The sequence below is a fragment of the Sporosarcina sp. G11-34 genome, from assembly GCF_026931025.1.
The window spans coordinates 257,432-281,718 of record NZ_JAHNZW010000001.1 but is presented as its reverse complement, the minus strand read 5'-3'; the positions used below and the strand labels follow the sequence as shown (position 1 = coordinate 281,718).

22 protein-coding genes, 1 pseudogene and 1 other annotated feature are annotated in these 24,287 nt (G+C 40.4%); all 23 genes and pseudogenes read left to right on the top strand.

Going from position 1 to position 24,287, the window contains the following annotated elements:
- Positions 1 to 11 precede the first annotated feature (11 nt).
- Positions 12 to 959 carry a 16S rRNA (cytosine(1402)-N(4))-methyltransferase RsmH gene (rsmH, locus tag KSU66_RS01275; RefSeq protein WP_269049592.1) on the top strand — a complete coding sequence of 316 codons (948 nt, stop codon included), beginning with the start codon at positions 12 to 14 and terminating at the stop codon, positions 957 to 959.
- Positions 959 to 1,330 carry a cell division protein FtsL gene (gene ftsL, locus KSU66_RS01270; RefSeq protein WP_269049591.1) on the top strand — a complete coding sequence of 124 codons (372 nt, stop codon included), beginning with the start codon at positions 959 to 961 and terminating at the stop codon, positions 1,328 to 1,330. Before rsmH ends, ftsL begins: the two co-directional genes overlap by 1 nt.
- The gene (locus tag KSU66_RS01265) at positions 1,327 to 3,540 is read left to right on the top strand and encodes a penicillin-binding protein (protein ID WP_269049590.1); all 2,214 of its coding nucleotides are present in this window, start codon (positions 1,327 to 1,329) and stop codon (positions 3,538 to 3,540) included. Before ftsL ends, KSU66_RS01265 begins: the two co-directional genes overlap by 4 nt.
- A 116-nt stretch (positions 3,541 to 3,656) precedes the next feature.
- On the top strand, positions 3,657 to 5,510 hold the full coding sequence (locus KSU66_RS01260; RefSeq protein WP_269049761.1) for a penicillin-binding transpeptidase domain-containing protein: 1,854 nt from the start codon (positions 3,657 to 3,659) through the stop codon (positions 5,508 to 5,510).
- A gap of 71 nt (positions 5,511 to 5,581) precedes the next feature.
- Positions 5,582 to 6,553 (top strand): phospho-N-acetylmuramoyl-pentapeptide-transferase, encoded by a 972-nt coding sequence (gene mraY / locus KSU66_RS01255; RefSeq protein ID WP_269049589.1) that lies wholly within the window; start codon positions 5,582 to 5,584, stop codon positions 6,551 to 6,553.
- Positions 6,554 to 7,909 (top strand): UDP-N-acetylmuramoyl-L-alanine--D-glutamate ligase, encoded by a 1,356-nt coding sequence (gene murD / locus KSU66_RS01250; protein WP_269049588.1) that lies wholly within the window; start codon positions 6,554 to 6,556, stop codon positions 7,907 to 7,909.
- A gap of 39 nt (positions 7,910 to 7,948) precedes the next feature.
- Positions 7,949 to 9,016 carry a putative lipid II flippase FtsW gene (gene ftsW / locus KSU66_RS01245; RefSeq protein WP_329958752.1) on the top strand — a complete coding sequence of 356 codons (1,068 nt, stop codon included), beginning with the start codon at positions 7,949 to 7,951 and terminating at the stop codon, positions 9,014 to 9,016.
- A 19-nt stretch (positions 9,017 to 9,035) separates the two neighbouring features.
- Positions 9,036 to 9,824: a cell division protein FtsQ/DivIB gene (locus tag KSU66_RS01240; RefSeq protein WP_269049586.1), complete on the top strand. Its 789-nt coding sequence runs from the start codon at positions 9,036 to 9,038 to the stop codon at positions 9,822 to 9,824.
- A complete protein-coding gene (locus tag KSU66_RS01235) occupies positions 9,805 to 10,521 on the top strand; it encodes a DUF881 domain-containing protein (protein WP_269049585.1) in 717 nt (238 codons plus the stop codon). Before KSU66_RS01240 ends, KSU66_RS01235 begins: the two co-directional genes overlap by 20 nt.
- 25 nt (positions 10,522 to 10,546) lie before the next feature.
- Entirely contained in the window at positions 10,547 to 11,260 is a 714-nt protein-coding gene (locus KSU66_RS01230) for a DUF881 domain-containing protein (RefSeq protein WP_269049584.1), read from the top strand.
- Positions 11,261 to 11,262: 2 nt separating this feature from the next.
- Positions 11,263 to 11,634 (top strand): small basic family protein, encoded by a 372-nt coding sequence (locus KSU66_RS01225; RefSeq protein WP_269049760.1) that lies wholly within the window; start codon positions 11,263 to 11,265, stop codon positions 11,632 to 11,634.
- 93 nt (positions 11,635 to 11,727) lie between these two features.
- A complete protein-coding gene (gene ftsA, locus KSU66_RS01220) occupies positions 11,728 to 13,014 on the top strand; it encodes a cell division protein FtsA (RefSeq protein ID WP_269049583.1) in 1,287 nt (428 codons plus the stop codon).
- 52 nt (positions 13,015 to 13,066) lie between these two features.
- Complete coding sequence (gene ftsZ, locus KSU66_RS01215) at positions 13,067 to 14,257, top strand: cell division protein FtsZ (RefSeq protein WP_269049582.1); 1,191 nt, start codon at positions 13,067 to 13,069, stop codon at positions 14,255 to 14,257.
- A 908-nt stretch (positions 14,258 to 15,165) separates the two neighbouring features.
- On the top strand, positions 15,166 to 16,020 hold the full coding sequence (locus KSU66_RS01210; protein WP_269049581.1) for a sigma-E processing peptidase SpoIIGA: 855 nt from the start codon (positions 15,166 to 15,168) through the stop codon (positions 16,018 to 16,020).
- Entirely contained in the window at positions 16,010 to 16,720 is a 711-nt protein-coding gene (gene sigE, locus KSU66_RS01205) for an RNA polymerase sporulation sigma factor SigE (protein WP_443028918.1), read from the top strand. Before KSU66_RS01210 ends, sigE begins: the two co-directional genes overlap by 11 nt.
- A gap of 93 nt (positions 16,721 to 16,813) precedes the next feature.
- Positions 16,814 to 17,608 carry an RNA polymerase sporulation sigma factor SigG gene (gene sigG / locus KSU66_RS01200; protein ID WP_269049580.1) on the top strand — a complete coding sequence of 265 codons (795 nt, stop codon included), beginning with the start codon at positions 16,814 to 16,816 and terminating at the stop codon, positions 17,606 to 17,608.
- Positions 17,609 to 17,698: 90 nt separating this feature from the next.
- Positions 17,699 to 17,944, top strand: a complete 246-nt coding sequence (locus KSU66_RS01195; RefSeq protein WP_269049579.1) for a PRC-barrel domain-containing protein — start codon at positions 17,699 to 17,701, stop codon at positions 17,942 to 17,944.
- Between the two features lie 69 nt (positions 17,945 to 18,013).
- Positions 18,014 to 18,709: a YggS family pyridoxal phosphate-dependent enzyme gene (locus KSU66_RS01190; protein WP_269049578.1), complete on the top strand. Its 696-nt coding sequence runs from the start codon at positions 18,014 to 18,016 to the stop codon at positions 18,707 to 18,709.
- Between the two features lie 179 nt (positions 18,710 to 18,888).
- Positions 18,889 to 19,176, top strand: a pseudogene (locus KSU66_RS21385) (cell division protein SepF); the annotation flags it as partial.
- A gap of 26 nt (positions 19,177 to 19,202) precedes the next feature.
- Positions 19,203 to 19,490 carry a YggT family protein gene (locus KSU66_RS01180; RefSeq protein ID WP_269049576.1) on the top strand — a complete coding sequence of 96 codons (288 nt, stop codon included), beginning with the start codon at positions 19,203 to 19,205 and terminating at the stop codon, positions 19,488 to 19,490.
- A gap of 120 nt (positions 19,491 to 19,610) precedes the next feature.
- Entirely contained in the window at positions 19,611 to 20,387 is a 777-nt protein-coding gene (locus tag KSU66_RS01175) for a YlmH family RNA-binding protein (protein WP_269049575.1), read from the top strand.
- 97 nt (positions 20,388 to 20,484) lie between these two features.
- A complete protein-coding gene (locus KSU66_RS01170; RefSeq protein WP_269049574.1) occupies positions 20,485 to 20,988 on the top strand; it encodes a DivIVA domain-containing protein in 504 nt (167 codons plus the stop codon).
- A gap of 196 nt (positions 20,989 to 21,184) precedes the next feature.
- Positions 21,185 to 21,405: a binding site (T-box leader), on the top strand.
- A 95-nt stretch (positions 21,406 to 21,500) separates the two neighbouring features.
- On the top strand, positions 21,501 to 24,263 hold the full coding sequence (gene ileS / locus KSU66_RS01165; RefSeq protein ID WP_269049573.1) for an isoleucine--tRNA ligase: 2,763 nt from the start codon (positions 21,501 to 21,503) through the stop codon (positions 24,261 to 24,263).
- Positions 24,264 to 24,287 lie beyond the last annotated feature (24 nt).

Below are 24,287 nucleotides of genomic sequence, written 5' to 3'. Positions count from 1 at the left end.
GGCGGACTCGAATGTTCAATCATACTACGGTATTGCTCGAAGAAGCCGTCGATGGCTTAAATATAAAAGAAGACGGCATATATGTAGACTGCACACTTGGTGGAGCAGGGCACAGCATGGAAATTGTAAAGAAACTAACAGGAAAAGGTCGCCTAATTTGTTTTGATCAAGACGCCACTGCTATTGAGGTTGCAAAAGAGCGCTTAAAAGACTATTTACCGCAAGTTACGTTCATCCATGCAAATTTTAGATATTTGAAAGAAGAACTAAAGAAAATTGGGATAACCTCTGTAGATGGCATTTTGTATGATCTAGGCGTATCATCTCCGCAATTAGATACACCAGAGCGTGGATTTAGTTATAATCACGACGCCCCCCTAGACATGCGAATGGATATAGATGCAAAATTATCAGCGTATAACGTTGTAAACGAATGGTCTTATGCAGATCTCGTTCGAATCTTTTTCCGTTACGGGGAAGAAAAGTTTTCGAAAGGAATTGCACGAAAGATTGAAGCGGCTCGTGAAGAGTCACCAATTGAGACGACTGCAGAACTAGCAGAACTTGTAAAAGGAGCTATCCCAGCAGCAACAAGGCGAACGGGTGGACATCCCGCGAGAAGAGTATTTCAGGCTATTCGTATCGCTGTGAACGATGAGTTAGGTGCAGCGGAAGATTCGCTCACCGACGCAATAACATTGCTGAAAATAGGTGGACGAATAAGTGTTATTACTTTCCATTCATTAGAGGATCGCATATGCAAAGCGATTTTCCGTGAAGCATCTTCTTTGCCTGATTTGCCACGAAACTTACCAGTTATTCCGGAAGGATTGGAACCGATTTTAAAGCTTATTACAAGAAAACCAATCATTCCAAATGAAAAAGAAATAGAAGAAAATAAACGAGCAAGATCAGCTAAATTAAGAATTGCTGAAAAAGTAAAGGAGGAAGATAGCTAATGGCGGCAGAACAGAGGCAAATGGTTTCTACACACATAAGGGAACAAGTAATTCCAGAACAACCAAAAAAGCAAGCGAAGATACGAAAATCTAAAAAATGGGTAACGACAGGTGAAAAGTTTTTGTACGTCTTACTAACTTCAATCCTTGTACTCTTCGCATCGACGATCCTACATACGGGAAGCGAGCTAAACGATCTGAATCGTGAAGTATCAGCTCTCAGCAGCAAGCTTGATGAAACTGCAAAAAAGAACATAGAATTGACTGTCCAAATGAAATCAGAATCAACCCACGAGAAAGTGTGGGAGAAAGCTAAAAAACTTGGGTTAAATCTAAACGAAAACAACGTTAAGGTTGTGCCTGGACGATGAAGAAAAAATTTCGATTCCAATGGGGAGCCTTTCTGATGTTTGTAGTTTACGGAGGGCTCTTTTTTCTTTTGTTTGGAAGAATCGTTTTCATCCAAATAACTGGCGAAACGAAAGGGCAAGAGCTTGCCGCAATGGCTGAAGCCAAATACGCAAGGGAATCGATCTTGACCGCTGAGCGGGGAAAAATATTGGATCGTAATGGTGAACTAATTGTATCTGATACATTAAGTTACCGTTTAGTTGCGGTATTGGATGAGGAATTAAGTAAGAACTCGAAGATTCCACGGCATGTGAATGAGCCGGAAAAAGCTGCGAAAATTCTCTCGAACTACATTTCAATTGAAGAAGAAGAATTGGTCAATCGGTTAACAAGAACTGAAGAAGATATTAAGGATGGAAAGAAAAAGCAAGTTGAATTTGGTAAGGCAGGAATCGGTATAGATAACGAAACTGCTATTGCATTAAGGGAAGAAAAAATTCCCGGTATCCATTTAATTGAATATAAAAAGAGATTTTATCCTAACGGTGTTTTTGCCTCTTATTTAATAGGATTTGCTTTAGAGGAGGAGGGCAAGGATAAGGTCGTCTCGACTGTTGGAAAAATGGGGCTGGAAGCAACATATGATAAAGAATTATCTGGGAAAGATGGAAGTGTAAAGTCATCATCTGATAAATGGGGATTTTCTTTGCCTAAGTCAAGAGAATCCGTTGTACCGGCAGAAGATGGTTACGATATCCAACTGACAATAGATAAGACAATCCAAAACTTTGTAGAAGATGCAATGGCCGAAGTTGATAAGGAGTATTCTCCTGAAAAAATGTTGGCAATTGTTGCTGACCCGAAAACGGGTGCCATTTTAGCGATGAGTCAACGTCCTGCATTCAATCCATCTACACGTGAAGGATTGACTTCAAACTGGCTGAATGATGCAGTTGAAAATACGATTGAACCTGGATCAACTTTGAAAATGTTTACGTTGGCCGCTGCGATTGAAGAGAATAAATGGGAGCCGAATGCAACTTTTAATTCGGGACAATATACACTATTCGACAAAACTATTCGAGATCACAATAAAACAGGTTGGGGAACGATTTCCTATCTAGAGGGTTTCCAACGTTCTTCTAACGTATCAATGGCTTATTTACTCGAGAGTTTAGGTGACCAGGAATTTCTGAAGTACATTCGAAAATTTGGTTTTGGAGAACGAACTGGAATAGATTTACCGAATGAAGCTCAGGGTATAATTTTAGACCAATTTCCAGCTGAAAGATTGACAACCTCATATGGACAGGGATCAACCGTAACGCCCATACAGATGGTGCAAGCTGCGACAGCGATTGCCAATGATGGGATTATGATGAGACCCTATGTAATTGACAAGATTACTAACCCGAATAACGATGAAATAATAAAAGATGATGGACCAAAAGAACAAGGGCAACCAATATCAAAAGAAACCGCAGAACAGGTGAGGGAAGTACTTGCTTCAACTGTGACATCTGAAGTAGGGACGGGACAAAGATTTGCACTCAACGGTTATACCCTCGGTGGTAAAACTGGGACGGCCCAAATACCGAATGGATTAGGCGGCTATTTAAAGGGAAATGGAAAACACTTATATTCATTTATTGGCATGGCGCCGGCTGAAAAGCCAGAACTGATTACGTATATACTTGTTCAACAACCCACTTTGAAACCTGGTGAAGTAGGATCGGATCCAGTCGCAAAATTGTTCACATCTATTACGGAAAACAGTTTGAAGTATATGAATATTGTTCCTGAAGATACTAGTGTGGTTGAAACAACAGTCCTTGATGATTTTATAGGTGGAAAAACAACTAATGTAATGGATCAGCTAAAAAAAGATGGATTTGTTCCCACTCTCATTGGTGATGGAAAGACAATAGAACTTCAATATCCAGAAAGTGGTACTAAACTAACGAAGGGTTCCGTTGTATTATTAAAAACGAAGGGCGAAACTACTTTACCAGACTTTAAGGGATGGTCGAAAAAAATGGTGCTATCGTTTAAACTGTTATCGGAGCTAGATATTAGAATTACTGGAAACGGGTATGTAACTGAACAGAGCCTTTCACCGGGAACGGTCACAGGTTCTGACAATCCTATTGTGATTCACTTACAATCACCGTCTGAAATCCACAAACCAAAAGAAAAAAATCTAGAAGAAGATGAAATAATAGGCGGCTGAAGAATAGCGCTGAATACTACCTCATAGGTTAATAGAAAATGTGAGGTGTATCAGCGCTGAGAAAACTAGTTGAATTGCAAGCTAAAAAGAGGTTGCAAGCAGTATTCGTTCTCTTTATGATATTGTTAGCCATGGTTCTTCTGAAATTATTTCATGTGCAAATTATTAAACATGAATTTTTTAAAAGTCGCGCCGAGGAAAATTGGGATATTGAAATCCCTTTTGGTGGTGTCCGGGGTAGTATTGTAGATCGAAACGATGAACTTATCGTAGGTAACAAGTTGGCACCAACTCTTTATTTTATGCCTGCCCAAAATAAAGACATAAGCGGTGTTGCATCAACACTTTCGAAAATATTAGATGCCGACGCAGCTTCGCTTGAGGAGAAATTATCTAAGAAAACCTATATGATAAAGATAGCTCCCGAGGGAAAGAATATTACCGAAGAGCAAGCAGAAGAAATTTCCAAACTGCAAATTGACGGTTTGTATACCGGTGTTGACTTTGTTAGGGATTATCCTAACAATGAATTGTTATCAAGATTGCTGGGGTTTACCGGTTACGATGGTAAGGGATTAGCGGGAATCGAATATGCATATGATGAGTATTTACTAGGAACTGGGGATCGAATTCGTCTGTTTACTGACGCCAAAGGAGTCCCGCTCCCTCATGTTGACGATGGATTTAGAACTGGGGAAAAAGGGGCGTTGGTTAAACTTACGACTGACATTCGTATTCAACAAATTGTAGAGCGAGAGTTACTGCAGGCAATGGAAAAGTACGAAGCAACACAAGCCTTGGCCATTGTAATGAATCCAAAAACAGGCGAATTATTATCACTTGCTTCTGTTCCGACTTTTCATCCAGCAGATTATCAAGATGTGGATCCCAGCATTTATAATCGGAACTTGCCCGTTTGGATGACGTTCGAACCAGGTTCGACATTCAAGATTATTACTTTAGCGGCGGGATTAGAAGAGCAAGTCATTGATCTTGAAAAAGATGAATTTTATGACCCGGGCTATACAATGGTTGCGAATGCCCGCCTTCGATGTTGGAAGAGAGAAGGGCATGGTTCCCAAACATTCTTAGAAGTTGTTGAGAACTCATGCAACCCTGGTTTCGTCGAGATAGGTCAACGATTAGGTGGTAAGAAGCTAAGTAAGTATTTACGGGATTTTGGTTTCGGTCAGTCAACTGAATCTGGAATTGCGGGCGAATCCAAGGGAATCCTTTTTTCAGAAGCAGCTTTTGGCCCCGTTGAACAAGCGACAACAGCATTTGGGCAAGGGATTTCGGTAACCCCGATCCAACAGGTTCAAGCAGTTGCAGCTGCAATAAATGGCGGTAATCTGTTTAAACCTTATATCGTTAAGGAAATCGTCGACGCTAATGGGAAGATACTTCGGGCATTCGAACCTGAGCTTCAGCGTCGAGTTATTAGCGAAGAGACGTCTAAAGAAGTGCGAATGTCACTTGAATCAGTCGTTGCAAATGGTTCAGGTCGAAATGCGTTTACGGACGGATTGCGTGTTGGAGGAAAAACTGGGACTGCGCAAAAGGTTGTCGATGGTACTTATAAAGACGGGGAATACATTGTTTCATTCGTTGGTTTTGCGCCAGCGGATGACCCAGAACTACTCGTGTATGTTGCGATTGATAGTCCCCGTAATTCTGTTCAATTCGGAGGAGTCATTGCCGCTCCTATTGCCGGACGAATCATCGAGGAAGTCGCACCACTCATAGGGATCACGAGTAGAGAAAATCAACTTGAAAAAGAATACAGATGGGGAGATGCATTAACCCATCGTGTACCAGATTTGAGAGGGATGACGAGGGAGAAAATCGGCACCCAATTATATACGTACCGCATAGAATGGCACGGCTCCGGTAAAAAAGTGAAATATCAGGTGCCTGCAATTGATACGCTCATTACTGTGGATGATGTTATACATGTTTATACTGAATAATTACTAACAGCAAAGTCTGATGCAGGGCCTGTTTTTGACCGCTGTAACAGAGGATAGAAGGAGAAAATTTTATGACACCCGCTACTATATTGACGGCTATTGCCGTTGCGTTTACAATTTCGTTAATTTCAGGATTAATTATTATACCGGCGCTCAAAAGAATGAAGTTCGGTCAAAGTATAAGAGAAGAAGGCCCAGAGGCCCATCAGGAAAAAGCTGGTACGCCTACGATGGGTGGGCTTATTTTCATCACGTCAATTATCCTCACAACATTATCACTTTCGTACATATATGATGTCATGACTACGCAAACAATTGTATTACTAATAATCCTTGTGGGCTTTGGCGCAATTGGATTCGTGGATGATTTCATTATCGTCGTTCTAAAAAGAAACCTTGGACTAACATCGCTTCAGAAATTAATCGCGCAGATTGTTGTAGCAGTCGTTGCATTTTTCCTACTTAAAATGGGACCTTTCGAAACAATGGTCAGTTTGCCTTTTACAAACATTGAATTTGAACTAGGCGTATTCTATGTTGCATTTCTAGTGTTTTGGCTGGTAGGATTCTCAAACGCAGTCAATATTACAGATGGACTTGATGGGCTCGTTGCAGGGACTTCTTCAATTGCCTTTGCTGCTTTCGGTGTAATGGCTCTTAGTTTCGGGCAGCAAGACATCGCATTGTTTTCGTTTGTCGTAACAGGTGCTATGCTCGGCTTCCTATTGTTCAATGTTAAGCCTGCCAAAGTGTTTATGGGAGACACTGGTTCTCTAGCATTGGGTGGGGCATTAGCAATGATATCAGTGCTAATAAAACAGGAAGTTCTTTTACTAGTGATTGGATTCATTTTTGTTGTAGAAACGTTATCAGTTATCATTCAAGTTATCAGTTTTAAAACGACGGGTAAACGGGTGTTTAAAATGAGCCCGATTCATCATCATTTTGAATTGTCTGGTTGGTCTGAATGGAAAATTGTTATTGTTTTCTGGGGCATTGCATTACTAGCGGCAGTTATACCTGTATTGATGGAGGTATTGTAAATGAAAAACACTGAGCAATTTAAACATAAAAAAATACTGGTCCTTGGCCTTGCTAAAAGCGGCTACGCTGCGGCGAAACTACTTCACTCACTGGGCGCGGTTGTCACAGTAAACGATTCATCGCCTGAGGAAGGTAACGAAGAAGCTGCTGCGCTTCGTTCTGAAAATATTCACGTCATATGCGGAGGACATCCGCCTGATCTATTGGAAGAGGATTTTAGCTTAGTTATAAAGAATCCTGGAATACCTTATAGCAATCCAATAATTGTTGAAGCTATTGAAAAGGGAATCCCGGTGTGGACGGAAATTGAACTTGCCTACAGAATAAGTGAAGCACCAATTATCGGTATCACAGGATCAAATGGAAAAACAACCACAACAACGATTCTGTTCCACATGCTAAGTATAGGTCATAAAAAGCCACTTATTGCAGGTAATATTGGAACGGTGTCATGTGAAGTTGCAGAAAAGGCTAAAGCGGACGAGATTATCGTGCTAGAAGCTTCTTCGTTCCAACTAATGGGCATTGAGAAGTTCCGACCGAACATTGCGATTATAACGAATATATACGACGCCCACCTTGATTATCATGGAACGTCAGCTGCATACGCAGCAGCAAAAGCGGCAATAACTAGCCAGCAAAGAGAAGATGATTTCCTTATTTACAATGCAGACCAAGATGAAATTAAAAAGATTGCAATGGAATCGAAAGCAATTCTAATTCCTTTCTCTGTCCTTGGCATGAAAGAGATAGGAATATCAGTTGATGAGACTTATATATACTGGAATGGGGTTCCATTTATAAAGCGTTCCTTTATTAAATTGCCGGGACTGCATAATCTAGAGAATATATTGTCCGCAACGGCAGCCGCGATACTATCGGGCTGTGATAAAGAAGCAATTGAAAATGTGCTAAGTTCCTTTACTGGTGTAAGACATCGCATGCAATACGTAAAAGAGTTGCGAGGGCGAAAATATTACAACGATTCAAAAGCGACAAATACATTGGCGACTAAAAGTGCCCTGGCTGCGTTTGACGCACCGACGATACTTATAGCAGGTGGTTTGGACAGAGGACATTCATTTGAAGAGCTGAGGCCGTTTATGGGTAATGTGAAAGCCGTGGTGACGATAGGAGAAACAAAAGAAAGACTTTCGGAGTTTGCTACTTCATGCGGCGTGGAAGAAATCGTTTATGCCACTACGATGGAAAATGCTGTTCAGTTAGCACATTCTCTGTCGGAAGAAAAGGATATTATTCTACTGTCCCCGGCAAGTGCAAGTTGGGATCAGTATGCTAGTTTTGAAATACGTGGTGATGAATTTATTAAGGCTGTCTTGTCCCTCAAATCGTAAGAAATCGATTGTGGAAGGATGCGTTCACTGGAAAAGAACTTGAAAATAGGATTTGTTGTATCGGCATTAGCCCTATCGTGTATCGGTCTGGCTTTTGTCCATTCTGCAGGCTCTTATTGGGGAATCGTTCGCTATGCGGATTCATCCCCTTTTATTGTGAAGCAAGGAATTTATATGATGGTATCCGTCGTAATAGCATTTATTATTATGAAAAGCCCACTGACTTCGAAGCAAAAAACATGGACGGTCATCTATTGGCTCGCGGTGCTTGCTTTAATTGCGGTTAAAATTCCTGGGATAGGGGCATTTCGTAACGGTTCACAAAGTTGGATTATCTTTGGACCGCTTAGTATACAGCCGGCTGAATTCGCCAAGATTGCCGTTATTGCAAAGTTAGCAAGCAATTTACGGAGAAAACAGAGTAGTAACAGCATATTCAACCTAAAAGATATAGGAATTATCCTACTTCCAGCGGGTTTGATTATGTTACAACCGGATCTTGGATCAACCGTAATTCTAATCGTCTCGGCATTTATTCTGTTATTTGTAGCCGGTTATTCACTGCGTTTCTTTGCAGTTATCGGGATAGCCGGTGTCGTCTCTTTTATCGCCTTGATAGCAGCAGCATCTTATCGTATGGACCGCATAAAATCGTACATCGACCCATGGAATGATCCACTTGGTACGGGTTTCCAGGCGATACAGTCATTGTTCGCCATTGCACCCGGAGGATTATTTGGTCATGGCTATGGAAATAGTCGGCAAAAGTTTTTATATTTGCCCGAACCTCAAAACGATTTTATTTTCTCAATAATAGCGGAAGAATCAGGATTTATTGGGGCTACGATTATCCTTCTTTTATTTGTAGTATTACTGCTTTCGGCATTTGGAATAGCAATTCGCACAAATGATCGTTTCGCATTCCTGATTGTTACTGGAATGGCCACGATGATTCTGTTTCAGACATTTTTGAATGTAGGGGTCGTGTCTGGATTATTGCCTGTCACTGGTGTAACTTTACCCTTTATTAGTTACGGTGGTTCGTCTCTAATGACTACTTGGATTGCGGCGGGAATTGTAATGCACTTTATGAATGAAAAAACGTAGGAGATTGGGGGGAGTGATAATGAAGAAAGTAATTGATATTGAGGAACGAATTCCGTCGTTGCGTGAAAAAAGACGAAGAACGACAAATCGTAAATTTATTTTAGTATTATCGGTCTTCGTCATCGCGCTCCTCGCGATCCTATATTTTCAATCATCCTTCAGCAAAATAAAAGTAGTGACTGTAAACGGAGCAAATCTTCATGGACAAGAGTTCTACAAAGAGGAAATTGAATTATTTAAGGACAAGCCAATTTGGGGGTTTTCTACTCAAGCTGCTGAAACAAAGTTGAAAGATATTGATACCGTAAAGGATGTATCGATTGCACGTAAGTGGTTTCGAGGCGTCGCAATCAATATTACAGAATGGGAAACAATCGCGTATATTGAAGACAAGGGGAATTATAATATAGTCCTTGAAAACGGCCATGTCTTTTCAGGAGACGAAGTTATGCCGGAAGAAAAAGCTCCGGTATTAATCGATTTCGATAGCGAAGATAGCCTGAATAAAATTGTATCCCAACTTCAGGACCTAGATAAAAATGTTTACCACCTCGTATCAGAAATTGTATTGGTAGGCGATTCAGAAAACGCAGCTGATTTAACGGTTTATATGGATGATGGTTATGAGGTACGTGCAATTATGTCCACCTTTTCAGATCAAATGGCTTATTATCTTGAGATTACGGCACAATTACACGATTATGAAAAAGGTGTAATAGATATGGAAGTCGGGACTTTTTACACTCCATTTAGTAAAGTATATGGTTCAGAGGAGGAGGTAGAGGAAGTTGTTGAAGAAAGTGAGTGAAGAATACAAGAAAAAAGGAAGGCATATTCTTTTTTCGGTTGTATTCCTTGTCCTCGGTTTCATGCTGGCATTTTCTTACAAGACGCTGGGTGGAAATAAGGATATAGAAAGAGTTACATCGGATTCATTTATCCAAGAAGAAAGATACCGAGAAGACTTAATTGAACAAAAGGAAAGAAATAAGGAACTTTCTGAAGAAATCGGCGTCAAGCAGGAAGGTATACGGTCATATGAAACTTCATTTTCTACTAATGAGAAGGCTCATGTTGACTTAGTTGAAGAAGCAAAGGATCTTCGCTTGCTGCTTGGTGAAATACCAGCAATCGGTCAAGGCATAATCGTGACGCTTAGTGATGCTGAATATGATCCGATTGAACACAATCCAAATGATTATATTGTTCATGAGAGCCATATCTTTAAGGTTATTAATGAATTAAGGATCTCTGGAGCACAAGGGATTTCGATCAATGGGCAACGTATTACAGCGAGCTCGTTTATTAAATGTACAGGTCCTGTAATTACCGTGGATGGCATGACATTTCCCGAGCCTTTTGTTATCGAGGCGATTGGCGAATCGGACGTGCTTGATGCCGCTTTAAATTTAAGAGGCGGTGTGATTGACGGTCTTGTCCTTGATAATATTGTTGTTACAACAGAAAAATCAAAAAATCTTAAGTTAGCTGCCTTAGGCGATTAAGTTAGTGGATAGGGGGAGTTCCCAAATGAAGAATCGGTATAAGTTCTCAATCGTATTGCTCATAATCGGATTTATGACGGCTGTTCAATATAACACGATGCAAAAGCCGAAAGAGCGTGATACAAGAGACATTTGGGCCATAAGAAACGAACTTACAGCTGAGAAAAAACTCCATTCTGATTTATTATCTGAAGTGCGCGAACTTGATAAAACAATTGATAAATACGAGTCTTCAAAAGAAGTAAATACAGGTAAGGTGCTCTCAGAAACAGTGGACAAGCTTTATGAAAAAGCAGGAATGACCGATATAGTAGGGCCTGGACTTGTGATTGAAGTACGACCATCCCCAGAAAGTGTTGCGTATGGAATACCTATATCGGGAATATCTCCAAATCTACTGACCCGTTTCGTCAACGAACTCAATCGTTTTAAAGGACATTCCTTAGAGATTGATGGGAAGCGGTATACTAAGCTAAGTTCAATTAGGGACATCAACGGAATTACAACAGTGAACGGGATAAATATTTCAACCCCGCCATTTAAAATAAAAATTGTTGCACAAAGTTTTGCCGATAGTGAAAAATTATTTAACACGATACACGCATCGGAAATTAACGATGACTTTTATCTCGACGATTTAATATTGGATGTTGGAAAACCCGAACGAAATGTTAAAATCCGTGGTTGGAAAGAGCGATTTAATAACCTGTATTTGAAAGAATCGCCGAAAGGAGAATGACAATGTGGCTGCCTTTACTTGGACTGATACTCGGCGTTGCACTAGGTCTCTTAACCGACATACAAATACCAGATGCCTATGGGAATTACCTATCTATAGCGGTTCTCGCAGCATTTGACACGCTTTTAGGAGGAATAAGGGCACATCTGCAGCAAGTATATGACGATAAAATCTTTGTTACAGGCTTCTTCTTTAACATTGCGCTAGCTGCAGGTCTTGCATTTTTGGGTGTGCAACTTGGAGTCGATTTATATCTCGCAGCCGTCTTTGCTTTCGGTGTTCGACTGTTCCAAAACATTGCGGTTATTCGAAGAATATCTCTAGTCAAATGGGATGAATGGCGAAAAAAATCTGATACAAAAAGTGTTGAATGAAAGGAAATGTGCGTAGATGTTAAAACTTTTTAGACAATACTGTTATAATGCAATAGAATGGAGTATAACAAGTGAATTTGGAGGTGCCAGTCATTGAGCCAGTCAGAATTATACGTTTCATTGGATATAGGATCAACATCAGTTAAAGTATTGATTGGTGAAGTTGACGTGGATAATACACTACATGTTATTGGGGTAGGGAACGTCCAGTCGGCGGGAATTCGAAAGGGTACAATCATTGATATCGATGCAACAGTCGAGTCAATTAAAAAAGCCGTGGATCAGGCTGAACGAATGACGGGAATGCAAATTCATGAAGTTATTTTGGGCATACCTGCAAACGGGGTCTTGTTACAAGATGTAAAAGGTGTTGTTGCAGTCAGTTCCGAAAACCGAGAAATCACGGATGAGGATCTTGATAGAGTTATGTCGTCAGCACAAGTTATGTCCGTTCCACCAGAACGTGAAATTGTTAACATTATACCTAAGCAATTTATTGTAGATGATTATGGGGAAATAAAAGATCCGCGTGGTATGATTGGTGTTCGTTTAGAAATGGACGGGACACTGATCACGACATCAAAAACGCTTGTACACAATATCTTAAGATGTGTTGAACGCGCCGGTTTGTCGATACGTGAAATCTATTTACAGCCACTTGCAACGGGAACATTCGCTTTGTCTGAGGACGAAAAGAATCACGGGACTGCATTCATCGATATAGGTGGAGGTTCCACGACAATTTCGATTTTTGGAGACGATCTATTTATGGCAACAAGTGTCTTGCCAGTTGGCGGAGACCATGTTACTAAAGATTTATCAATTATATTAAAAACACCTACTGAACAAGCAAGAAAAATTAAACACCAGTATGGACATGCATTTTATGATGATGCTTCTGACGATGAGTTGTTCGAAGTACCGGTTATAGGTGCCGAATCAAAAGATCAATACAGCCAAAGATACATATCAGAAATAATTGGGGGCAGGTTGGAGGAACTTTTCGAGCTAGTCCTAGAAGAATTATATCGGATGGGTGTGCGTGATTTGCCCGGCGGAGTCGTATTAACCGGCGGAATTACAAAAATGGATGGCGTACTTCAATTAGCTAGACATGTTTTAAAATCGAGAGTTCGTGTACATACACCAGAATATATCGGTGTAAGAGAGCCAATGTACTCAACTGCGGTTGGACTTATCCAATATGCAAATCAGCAAGAAGCCTTCTTTGGTGCAAGAACTGATGGACCAACGGCTACACACGCTGACACAGCTTCTCTTGCCCCTGCAAGCAATACTAGGCAAGTAGATAAAAGACAAGAAAACAAGCCTAGTCTTTTCAATAAGGCAAAAAAGGTACTAAATAACTTTTTCGAATAAACGGTAGTCTACTAGAGACAATTTGAGTTAGTAATATTAAGGAGGAGAGAATATGCTAGAATTTGATACAAACGTTGACCAACTTGCACTCATTAAAGTAATTGGAGTTGGAGGCGGAGGAAATAACGCGGTAAATCGCATGATTGAACACGGTGTGGACGGTGTAGAGTTCATTGCAGTAAATACGGATGCTCAAGCACTTAATCTTTCGACTGCTGAAGTGAAATTACAAATAGGAACAAAATTAACACGAGGTCTTGGTGCTGGGGCTAATCCGGAAGTCGGAAAAAAAGCAGCAGATGAAAGCAAGGAACAAATTGAAGAGGCATTACGTGGGGCAGATATGGTATTTGTCACTGCGGGAATGGGTGGTGGAACGGGTACTGGTGCTGCACCAGTTATTGCGCAAGTTGCAAAGGATCTTGGTGCACTTACGGTAGGTGTTGTAACAAGACCGTTCACATTTGAAGGACGTAAACGCCAGTCACAAGCAATTGGTGGAATTACAGCAATGAAGGAATCTGTTGATACTCTCATTGTTATACCAAACGATAAACTACTTGAAATTGTAGACAAAAATACGCCAATGCTTGAAGCGTTCCGTGAAGCGGATAATGTACTACGTCAAGGTGTACAAGGTATATCAGATCTAATCGCAGTTCCTGGATTGATCAACCTAGACTTTGCTGACGTGAAGACAATCATGTCGAATAAAGGTTCAGCATTGATGGGAATCGGTGTTTCTACAGGAGAAAATCGTGCATCCGAAGCAGCAAAGAAAGCGATCTCGAGCCCGTTGCTTGAAACGTCAATTGACGGTGCAAAAGGCGTTCTTATGAATATTACAGGTGGATCAAATCTGAGTCTATTTGAAGTTCAAGAGGCAGCGGATATTGTTGCATCTGCTTCAGACGAAGATGTCAATATGATTTTTGGTTCTGTCATTAATGATAATTTGAAAGATGAAATTATCGTTACAGTAATTGCTACTGGCTTTACTGAAGAACAATTAATTGCTGCACGCCCATCAAGAGGCTCGGGCTTCGGAGCATCTAATGCAGGTCGTGCGACACAAACGCGTGAGCAAACGATAGAACGTCCACGTGAACAGCGTAGAGACGAACGAGAACAGTTCCAACAACCGGAACCCGAATCGGAACCAACTCGTCAACAACAAAGTCCACAGTCAGACGACGGACTCGACATACCAACATTTTTACGCAACAGACAACGTCGTAAATAAAAAATGATCGTATAGCAGAAAAGCCTTTCTCTAAGTGTGATTACTTAGGGGAAGGCTTTTTTTATTTGGTAACGCAGAGAATCTAAATATAGAGAAGAACCATTAAGCACTATCCTCGATCAGAATCGTCGATTTTACTTAAATATCAGCGATTAGATAGGAGTTATCGGCGTACTAGTGGACGATATCAGCGCTCACGGCAGGTTTATCATCGAATCATGCCCTTGGACCTAGGAAAATCGTGGTATATAAATCAAATCCCCCTCCTTTCAAGTGGTCAAAAGCTAGGAAAGTATATTCGTTACGAGACTTTCATATTGAGTTGAGTCAATTTCACAATTACTTAATTGGATTATTAAGACGAACGCCATGTCTATTTTGATGTTATCTCTACATTTATATTAGATAAGATTTACGCATTCGTTGATTGGAGTGGAAGGCGGCGTCTCCTGTGGAATGAAACGTAAGGCCACTGAAAAACCTCCTTTATGCAATGAAAACTAGTTGATTGAAGTGCAGAGCGGCGACTCCAGCGGAATTAGCGAGACAGCCAAGACCCAGCAGGAGCACAGCAACGATGCGGCTTGGCGCTCGCCCGCGGAAAGCGTCCGCTCGGAACGGAAATCAACGGAATTAATGAAAACTGGACTTATTCAGTGGCCTCACGCCCCACGAAAAGCGTCAGGGAAAGATTGAACTGTAACTATCCGCACTGTCCGCCTGGAACGCAAATCAGGATTATTCGGTTTTTAAGTCTAGATCCTCTAATTTGAAATTGATTTAGTTAGGATACTTTTTCCAAGTACAAAATGTTAAAACCTATGTCGAATATTTTTTGAAAATGAATCCCCAAAGCGACAAATATTGCATCCCGTGCGTGCTATCGTTAAATCTAGGGAGGGCGGTCTATGTATGGGGAGCTTATTATCGGACTCAATATGTTGTTCAATTACGTCATACTTTCATTTGCTAATAAAGTAGTAAATGGAAACTCAACTTATGGCCGTCTTATATTTGCAGCTTTCGTAGGAGCAGTTCCAGTCACTTTCTTTCCGACATCAATCATAGCCATTGTAATCTCTTTTATAGGAATGACAGTTTTGGCATTTGGAAGAGGATTTGATCAGTGGAAGAATTCCGCAGTGATGGTACTTATCGGTGCAGTAGTTGCAGGTGGATTACTGACCGCATTTCAATATAGGATCCCAATGCCTAGCAGCAAAATCTACATCCTCATTTATGTAGCTGTAGCCTATATAGCCCTCTACTATATGAAAAAGAAGTGGTTAAATGTACGGACGGCACATCGGATGTCAGAGTTAGCCGCAGAATCAACGTTAAGTATTTGGGGGGAAGAAATCCAGATTTCCGTTTTCGTGGATTCCGGGAATAGTTGTACAGAGCCTTTGTCTGGGGCACCCGTTCATTTCGTTTCATTTGGCGTTCTGGAAAACTATATCCCGTCAGATTTAAAAGAATCACTTTTATTATGGGATCCGTTGGGTTCAGCATCGCTAACGAATTTTCCGCAAGCTCATTTAAAAGGAATACGTCTTGTGAGACTGCACACCGTACAAGGTCAATCGTGGGCAGTCGGCATTAAGTTTGAAGAATGGAAAATTGAAGGAGGGAATGCGCTCGAACAAGGCTATATTGTGATTACTAAGGAAGATCGTCGATATCCAGCTGGAGCTGGGGCAATATTACATGTTTCTGCAATGGAAACAATAAATGAGGAGAGGGGAACTGTTCATGCTGCATGAAGCAAGAAAGTGGATGTCAATCATTGTTTCATTTTTTAAGCGGAAAAATGGTACGTATTATATTGGGGGGCATGGGTCACTTCCAAAGCCACTCACCAGGGAGGAAGAAGCGGTTACGATTGCAGCATTCATGGAGGGAGATATGGTTGCAAGAGACACGCTAATCGAGAAAAACTTACGATTAGTCGTTTACATTGCGCGTCGTTTTGATAATACAAACACACATATTGAAGACCTGATAAGCATAGGTGCAATTGGTCTAATAAAAGCAATTGAAACATTCAAGCCAGAAAAAAACATTAAACTTGCAACGTACGCATCGCGCTGTATCGAAAACGAAATTTTAATGCATCTTCGAAAAACAAATCGAACGAAATCTGAAATCTCTTTTGATGAACCTTTAAACTCTGATGCTGATGGCAATGAGCTATTATTGTCGGATATTTTAGGAACGGAAGCAACTATAATTATTGATAACGTTGAGCGTAAAATTGAACGTCAGCATATGATTGAAGCAATTCGAACGCTTGATGACAGAGAGCGTTATATTATGGCTTGCCGGTTTGGATTAACTGGAAAAGTAGAAATGACCCAAAAAGAAGTTGCTGAAATGTTAGGTATTTCGCAATCATATATATCACGACTAGAAAAGAAAATCATTACGGAATTGCGTGAAAGATTAAATCATCCAATTGCATAATGGTTGAAATTGGGACAGTTGTATTCTGCATATTTCACAGCTCTGCGGACAGACTATTTTTACAGTCATCTACAGAATGTGGAGGAAGAGCCAATGGTACGTACAAGAGTTGAAATATGTGGAATCGATACATCTGAATTGCCATTATTGACAAATGAAGTAATGAGAGCAACTTTTGTTAGGTTCCAAAGCGGAGATGATTCCGCTAGGGAAGAGCTTGTAATCGGTAATTTACGTTTAGTTCTGAGTCTAGTTCAACGATTCATTTATCGGGGAGAACAGGCGGATGATTTATTTCAAGTAGGGTGCATTGGTCTATTGAAATCAATTGACAACTTCGACTTGAAGCATAATGTCCGATTTTCAACATATGCTGTTCCAATGATTATTGGCGAAATCAAAAGGCATCTCCGCGATCATCATGCGATTCGTGTATCAAGATCATTACGTGATATCGCGTACCAAGCGATGCGTGCAAGAGAACAGTTTATCAATGAAAATCAACGAGATCCACGGTTATCGGATTTGTCAGAAGCGACTGGAATTCCTACGGATGATATTCTGTATGCGCTTGATGCAATTCAAGATCCAATGTCGCTTCATGAACCTATGAACGGTGGAGATGGTGACCCGGTATTTCTAATGGATCAGCTGCAGGATAAAAGTATTACAGAGGATGGTTGGCTGACATATGTCTCTGTAAAGGAAACCGTGTCAAATATGGACGAGAGGCAAAAAAATATTTTGTCGAAGCGCTTTTACCTAGGGCAAACACAAACTGAGATTGCCAAAGAACTTGGCATTTCGCAAGCCCAAATATCAAGGCTAGAAAAAAGTGCAATTCGAGTTATTCGAGATGGAATGGAGCAAGAACTTGAAGGACTATAAGTAAATTAAGGTGAAAAAACGCTGTGCAACTATTGCATTGCGTTTTTTTCATTGTCTGAGCATATGTTTATATACGGGAGGTGTGAACTAATGAGGTTTTCCGAAATTCAAAAAAAGGAAGTAATCGACAGTACAAAAGGGACATTTCTTGGATATGTTCAGGACGCAACGATTGATGTTGCAAATGGCAAGGTTGAACTACTTCATGTTAATGCCGGAGAAAGAGGTTTCTTTTTTGACTCTAAACAAAATGATTTGACGAAAATTCGCCTGCAAGACATTTCAATTATTGGCAAAGATATCGTGCTTGTCGGGAAGAAAAAGACGAAAGAATGATTTTTCATTGATAAGTGTGACTTCCCTTGGTACAATGAAAGGAAAGATATATGAAAAGTAGTGATTAGAATGGACAATCTTGAACAACGTATACAAAAAATTGAAGAAAACATTCAAAATGCATGTAATACGGCAGGTAGAGATCGATCAGAAATTACTGTCGTTGCGGTAACAAAGTCTGTTTCATCTACAAGGACGGAAGATGTATTCAATGCTGGAATTATTGATCTTGGTGAGAACCGTCCCGATGGTTTAATACAAAAACAACAAGAGTTGAATGATAAAAATATTGTATGGCATTACATCGGAAACGTTCAAAGTAGAAGTGTACGAGATATGGTTGGAGGCATTGGCTTTTTGCATTCACTCAGCAGAATGAGTATAGCAAAAGAAATACAGAAACGAGCGTCTGAGCCAGTCAATTGTTTTGTGCAAGTGAACGTGTCAGGAGAAGATTCTAAGTCTGGGGTTCCACCTGAAGAATTGGAATCATTCATCGCCGAGTTATCTGCTTACGATAAAGTTCGCGTAGTAGGATTAATGACAATGGCACCACATATCGATGACGAGCTATTAATTCGATCGATATTCCGTCAGATGAGGGAATTGCGCGATTCAATTGTAGAAAAAGAATTTACCCACGCGCCGTGTAACGAATTATCAATGGGGATGTCGAATGATTACACTATCGCAATCGAAGAAGGTGCAACATTTGTACGAATCGGTACTGCACTAGTCGGAGCAGAAGGTGAGGGAAATCGATGAGTATTAAAAATAAATTTCAAAACTGGTTCTATCTTGATGAAGAAGAAGAGGAAGAACCCCGAAAACAATCAAAACAACAACCAGAGAAGCAGCAGGAGCAACAAAGGCCCGCTTACGAACAGGCCCGAAGAACTGCTCCACCTAGAAAAAACACCAAGGTTGACGAGCAACAATCTGCTCGTGTGGTGAGTTTACAAAGCGCTAAAAAGTCTTCGAAGGTTATTCTCGTTGAACCGCGTGTGTATGCTGAAGCACAAGATATCTCCGAGCATTTAAAAAACAAAAGAGCCGTTGTCGTCAATTTGCAGCGGATTGATCGAGATCAAGGAATACGGATAGTAGATTTTCTGAGTGGCACGGTTTACGCAATTGGTGGAGACATTCAGCGAATTGGAACTGATATCTTCCTATGTGTTCCCGAAAACGTAGAAGTTGCTGGGGCTATCTCAGATTACTTTGAACAATAGAATTTGAATGAGGTGTACGAACACGCATGGTAGAACTTATAGGTGGATTATACGCACTAATTGCTCGGGGAATATCGATTTATCAAATATTATTAATCATTTTCATACTAATGTCTTGGGTACCGTCGATGCGGGAGAATGCATTTGGCCGTTTTTTAGAAAAAATAGTAGAACCTTATTTGGCAGTATTTAGAAAGTTCATACCGCCACTTGGAATGATTGATATTTCTCCAATCGTTGCCATATATGCTTTAAATTTAATAAGCAAAGGTGTTCAACAATTATTTATTATCATACAATCCTCACTTATGTGAGGATTTTTGTATATTACGTCTAAGAACATATAAGTTAAAGGAAAATCTTATTAGCGTAACTGCCGCTCATCTGTGGTGATCGCCAAGGTTCTTTTTAGCCTATTTAAGGAGAAGTTGGAAATGGAATCTATAATGCAACATTTTAGAAGAGATGAACAGCCCTTCATTGAAATGGCATTAGGTTGGTTACGTGAAGTGGAGAATAGTTATGCCCCCAAATTGACTGATTTTCTTGATCCGAGAGAACGGTTTATTCTGGAATCCTTAATAGGTGATTTAGATGTATTAGTTGAATCTTATGGGGCTTTTCCTAATAGTGAGCGAATGAGGGTACTCCTTTATCCGAATTACTATGTTCCTGAACGTGAAGATTTTGAAGTAACTGTATTTAAGATTCATTACGCTACGAAATTTATCACGCTTGAACATAAAGATGTTCTTGGTTCACTGATGTCAATTGGTATCGATCGCTCAAAGTTTGGTGATATCCACCTCGATGGAGACGAAGTACAGTTTGCGGTTGCAACCGAATTAAAGGATTATATGACAGCGAACTTTACATCTATTGGAAAAGCAAAAGTATCTGTTAATATAGTAGAAGATCTGGAAGAACTTATTGTTACACATGATATTTGGTTAGAATCATTGGAAATAGTTAGTTCAATGCGTCTTGACACAGTCGTTGCTGGTTTGATATCGGTTTCTAGACAGAAAGCAGCCAGTCTCATTCACGGAGATAAAGTTAGGGTGAATTGGACAACTCAAAACAATCCGGCTATGGAGCTATATGAATCTGATCTACTGTCAATTCGAGGATCGGGCCGCTTTAAAGTAATCGCAATTGAGGGCAGAACTCGGAAAGATAATATTCGACTACTCACTGGAAAACTTGAATAACTGAGTCATTTCCATTGTGGAAGAAACAGAAAATGGCTGTCATTTGCCGCATTTATCTGTATAATAGAATTTACTAAGAAATAGGAGGATACGACATATGGCATTATCACCGCTTGATATACATAATAAGGAATTTGGCCGCTCATTTCGTGGTTATGATGAGGATGAGGTAAATGAATTTTTAGAGCAAGTACTCAAAGACTTTGAAAACTTACTTGAAGAGAAGAAGTCATTGGAAAGTAACTTGAAGCAATCAACACAACAAGTGAGTCATTTTAATACAATCGAAGAAACACTTCAAAAATCAATTCTCACAGCGCAAGAAGCGGCAGAAGATGTTCGCCGAAATTCTATGAAGGAATCGAAATTGATTATTAAAGAAGCGGAGAAAAATGCGGACCGTATCGTCAATGAAGCACTTTCACGCGCACAGAGAATCTCAGTAGAAATAGAAGACTTGAAAAAACAATCAAAAGTATTCCGTAATCGCTTTAAGATGCTGATTGAAGCTCAACTTGATTTGGTAACATCGAATGACTGGGATGACCTACTTGAATACGAAGTAGACGCAGAAAAAATTCATGAAGCAGTTGAAAGATAATATATAGGCTAATCTATTAAGAACGACATCCCAAGGCAATTGAATGCAGGTTAGGTGATTAAATTTTCACTTCAATTGCCGGTTCATCGCTTTTTTAATAAGTATGAATCCTCTACTAAACATAAAGTTTGACTCATTTTAAAATCAAGATTATAATTGTGAGCATCTATCAACAATGAAAATTTAAGTATTATTAATAAAGGCGTTGAAGGAGAGAGTACTTTTCAAATTTGTGTAAAGCGAACTGGGGACGGTGAGAGCCCAGTTAACAAATTGAAAACGAAAATCACTCTGGAGCTGGATTGCAGAAAATCGCAAACATTCCCGGACACACCTCCGTTATGGTGACTGAGTGGCAGTTGATTATTATTGGCTGCAAGTAGGGTGGTATCGCGAGCGAAATTCCTCGTCCCTTTTTTGGGACGGGGAATTTTTATTGTCTAAACATCCAAAATTTGTAAGATGTGAATGTGCACCTTAAGGTGCTGCATATTTTAAAGGAGGATTTATTGATGGATTATAAAGATACATTACTAATGCCGAAAACAAAGTTCCCAATGCGAGGAAATTTACCGAATAAAGAACCAGAAATGCAAGCGAAGTGGGAAGAGATGGACATTTACGCAAAAGTACAAGAAAGAACAAAAGGGCGTCCGAACTTCATCTTACATGACGGTCCTCCCTATGCGAACGGCGATCTCCATATGGGGCACGCGCTTAACAAAGTATTGAAAGATATGATTGTTCGTCATAAATCGATGACTGGTTATCATGCGCCATACGTTCCGGGATGGGATACACATGGTCTTCCAATTGAACAAGCACTGGTTAACACTGGAGTGAAGCGTCAAGATTATTCCATAGCTGAATTCCGGAAGATGTGTGAAGAATATGCGTATAATCAAATTAATAACCAACGTTCACAATTTAAACGGATTGGTGTGCGCGGAGACTGGGAAAATCCATATATTACTTTGACTTCTGATTACGAAGCGCGTCAAATTCAAGTATTCGGGGAAATGGCGAGAAAAGGCTATATCTATAAAGGACTACGTCCGGTATATTGGTCACCTTCAAGTGAGTCCGCACTTGCAGAAGCGGAAATTGAATACCAAGATAAGCGCTCCCCGTCAATATATGTTAGTTTCCCTGTGAAAGATGGACTAGGTGTTTTAGAAGCAGACGTGAACTTCTTAATTTGGACGACAACGCCTTGGACAATTCCTGCAAATCTAGGAATTACAGTTCACCCTGACTTCAATTACGTAGTTGTAAAAGTTGGAGAAGATAAATTCCTGATTGCACAAGACCTATTGGCATTCGTTGCTGAAGAACTTAGCTGGGAAAACTATTCAATCGAAAAGGAATTAAAAGGCGCAGAACTTGACCGTGTTGTCGCAAAACATCCCTTGTATGAGCGTGACTCACTTGTTATGCTTGGCGGACACGTAACAATTGATGCAGGAACTGGTTGTGTCCACACAGCACCAGGGCACGGGGAAGACGACTTCTATATTTCTAAAGAATACGGAATCGATGCACTTAGCCCAGTTGACGATAAAGGTTTTATGACAGACGAGGCACCTGGATTTGAAGGACTCTTCTACGACGATGCAAATAAAGCAGTATCAGAAGCGCTTGATAAAGTCGGCGCACTACAAAAGCTATCATTTGTCACTCACTCGTATCCGCATGACTGGAGAACAAAGAAGCCAGTTATTTACCGTGCAACAGCACAGTGGTTTGCTTCTATTCACACATTCCGTGATGAATTACTTGGCGCTATCAAAGAAACAAATTTCACGCCTGCATGGGGTGAAACGCGTCTTTACAATATGGTTCGTGATCGCGGAGACTGGTGTATTTCGCGTCAGCGCGTGTGGGGCGTTCCGATTCCGGTATTTTATTCTGAAAAAGATGAGCCAATTATTACGGAAGAGACAATTGCACATGTATCTGCTTTATTCCGTGAACATGGATCGAATATTTGGTTCGAGCGTGAAGCAAAAGATCTATTGCCAGAAGGCTTTACACATGTAGATAGCCCGAATGGACTATTCACGAAAGAAACGGATATTATGGATGTTTGGTTTGACTCAGGTTCATCCCATCAAGGAGTACTTGTTGAACGTGACGACCTTGTCTATCCAGCAGATTTGTATCTTGAAGGTTCGGATCAGTATCGTGGATGGTTTAACTCTTCATTAACAACAAGTGTTGCAATTAATGGCCATGCACCATATAAAGGAATACTTAGTCATGGATTTGCGCTTGATGGCAATGGACGTAAAATGAGTAAATCAGTTGGAAACGTAATTGTTCCTGCTAAAGTAATGAGCCAATTTGGCGCAGAAATTCTACGTCTATGGGTATCTTCAGTAGATTATACTGCGGATGTTCGTGTCTCGGACTCGAACTTTAAGCAGGTTTCAGAAGTCTACCGTAAAGTTAGAAATACATTCCGCTTCATTCACGGTAATACATCGGACTTTGACCCGAAAACAGACAGTGTTGCGTTTGCTGACCTACGCCCTGTTGATCAATATGTCTACGTAAAACTTCAGGATTTGATTAAGGAAGTACGTAAAGCGTATGAAGATTATGAGTTTGCAGGCGTTTATCATGCGGTAAATAATTTCTGTACTGGTGTGTTAAGTTCGTTTTACCTGGATATTGCGAAAGACGTTGTGTATATCGAAAGCGAAAATCATTCACATCGTCGCTCGATGCAGACGGTTATGTATGATTCATTACTGTCATTGGTTAAGCTGTTGACACCAATCTTACCGCATACGACGGACGAGATGTGGTCGCATCTTGAACATGTCGAAGAGGAAAGTGCGCAGCTAACTGATATGCCAGAAGCACAAGACTTTGGCGTTGAAACAGAAGATCTACGCAAGCGTTTCGATACACTTATGCTTATCCGTAACGATGTATTGAAAGCACTCGAAGTTGCTCGAAGTGACAAAGGTATTGGTAAGTCACTGGAAGCGAAAATTACTGTATACGTTCCAGAAGAGTTTAACGATGTATTTAAGTTGGATGACATTGATTATGCTCAATTCTTTATCGTATCGAAATTTGAAGCTGGTCAATTATCAACGATGCCAGAATCAGCACTCAAGCTTGACGCAGTTGGCGTTCTAGTTGAAAAAGCAGCCGGGGAGAAATGTGACCGTTGCTGGACAATATCTGAGTCAGTTGGTAAGGATGAATCTCATCCTGAAATCTGTGTCCGCTGCGCCGAAGTTGTTAAAAAACATTATTCGTAATTAAAATAACGTTTTAAAGCAGAC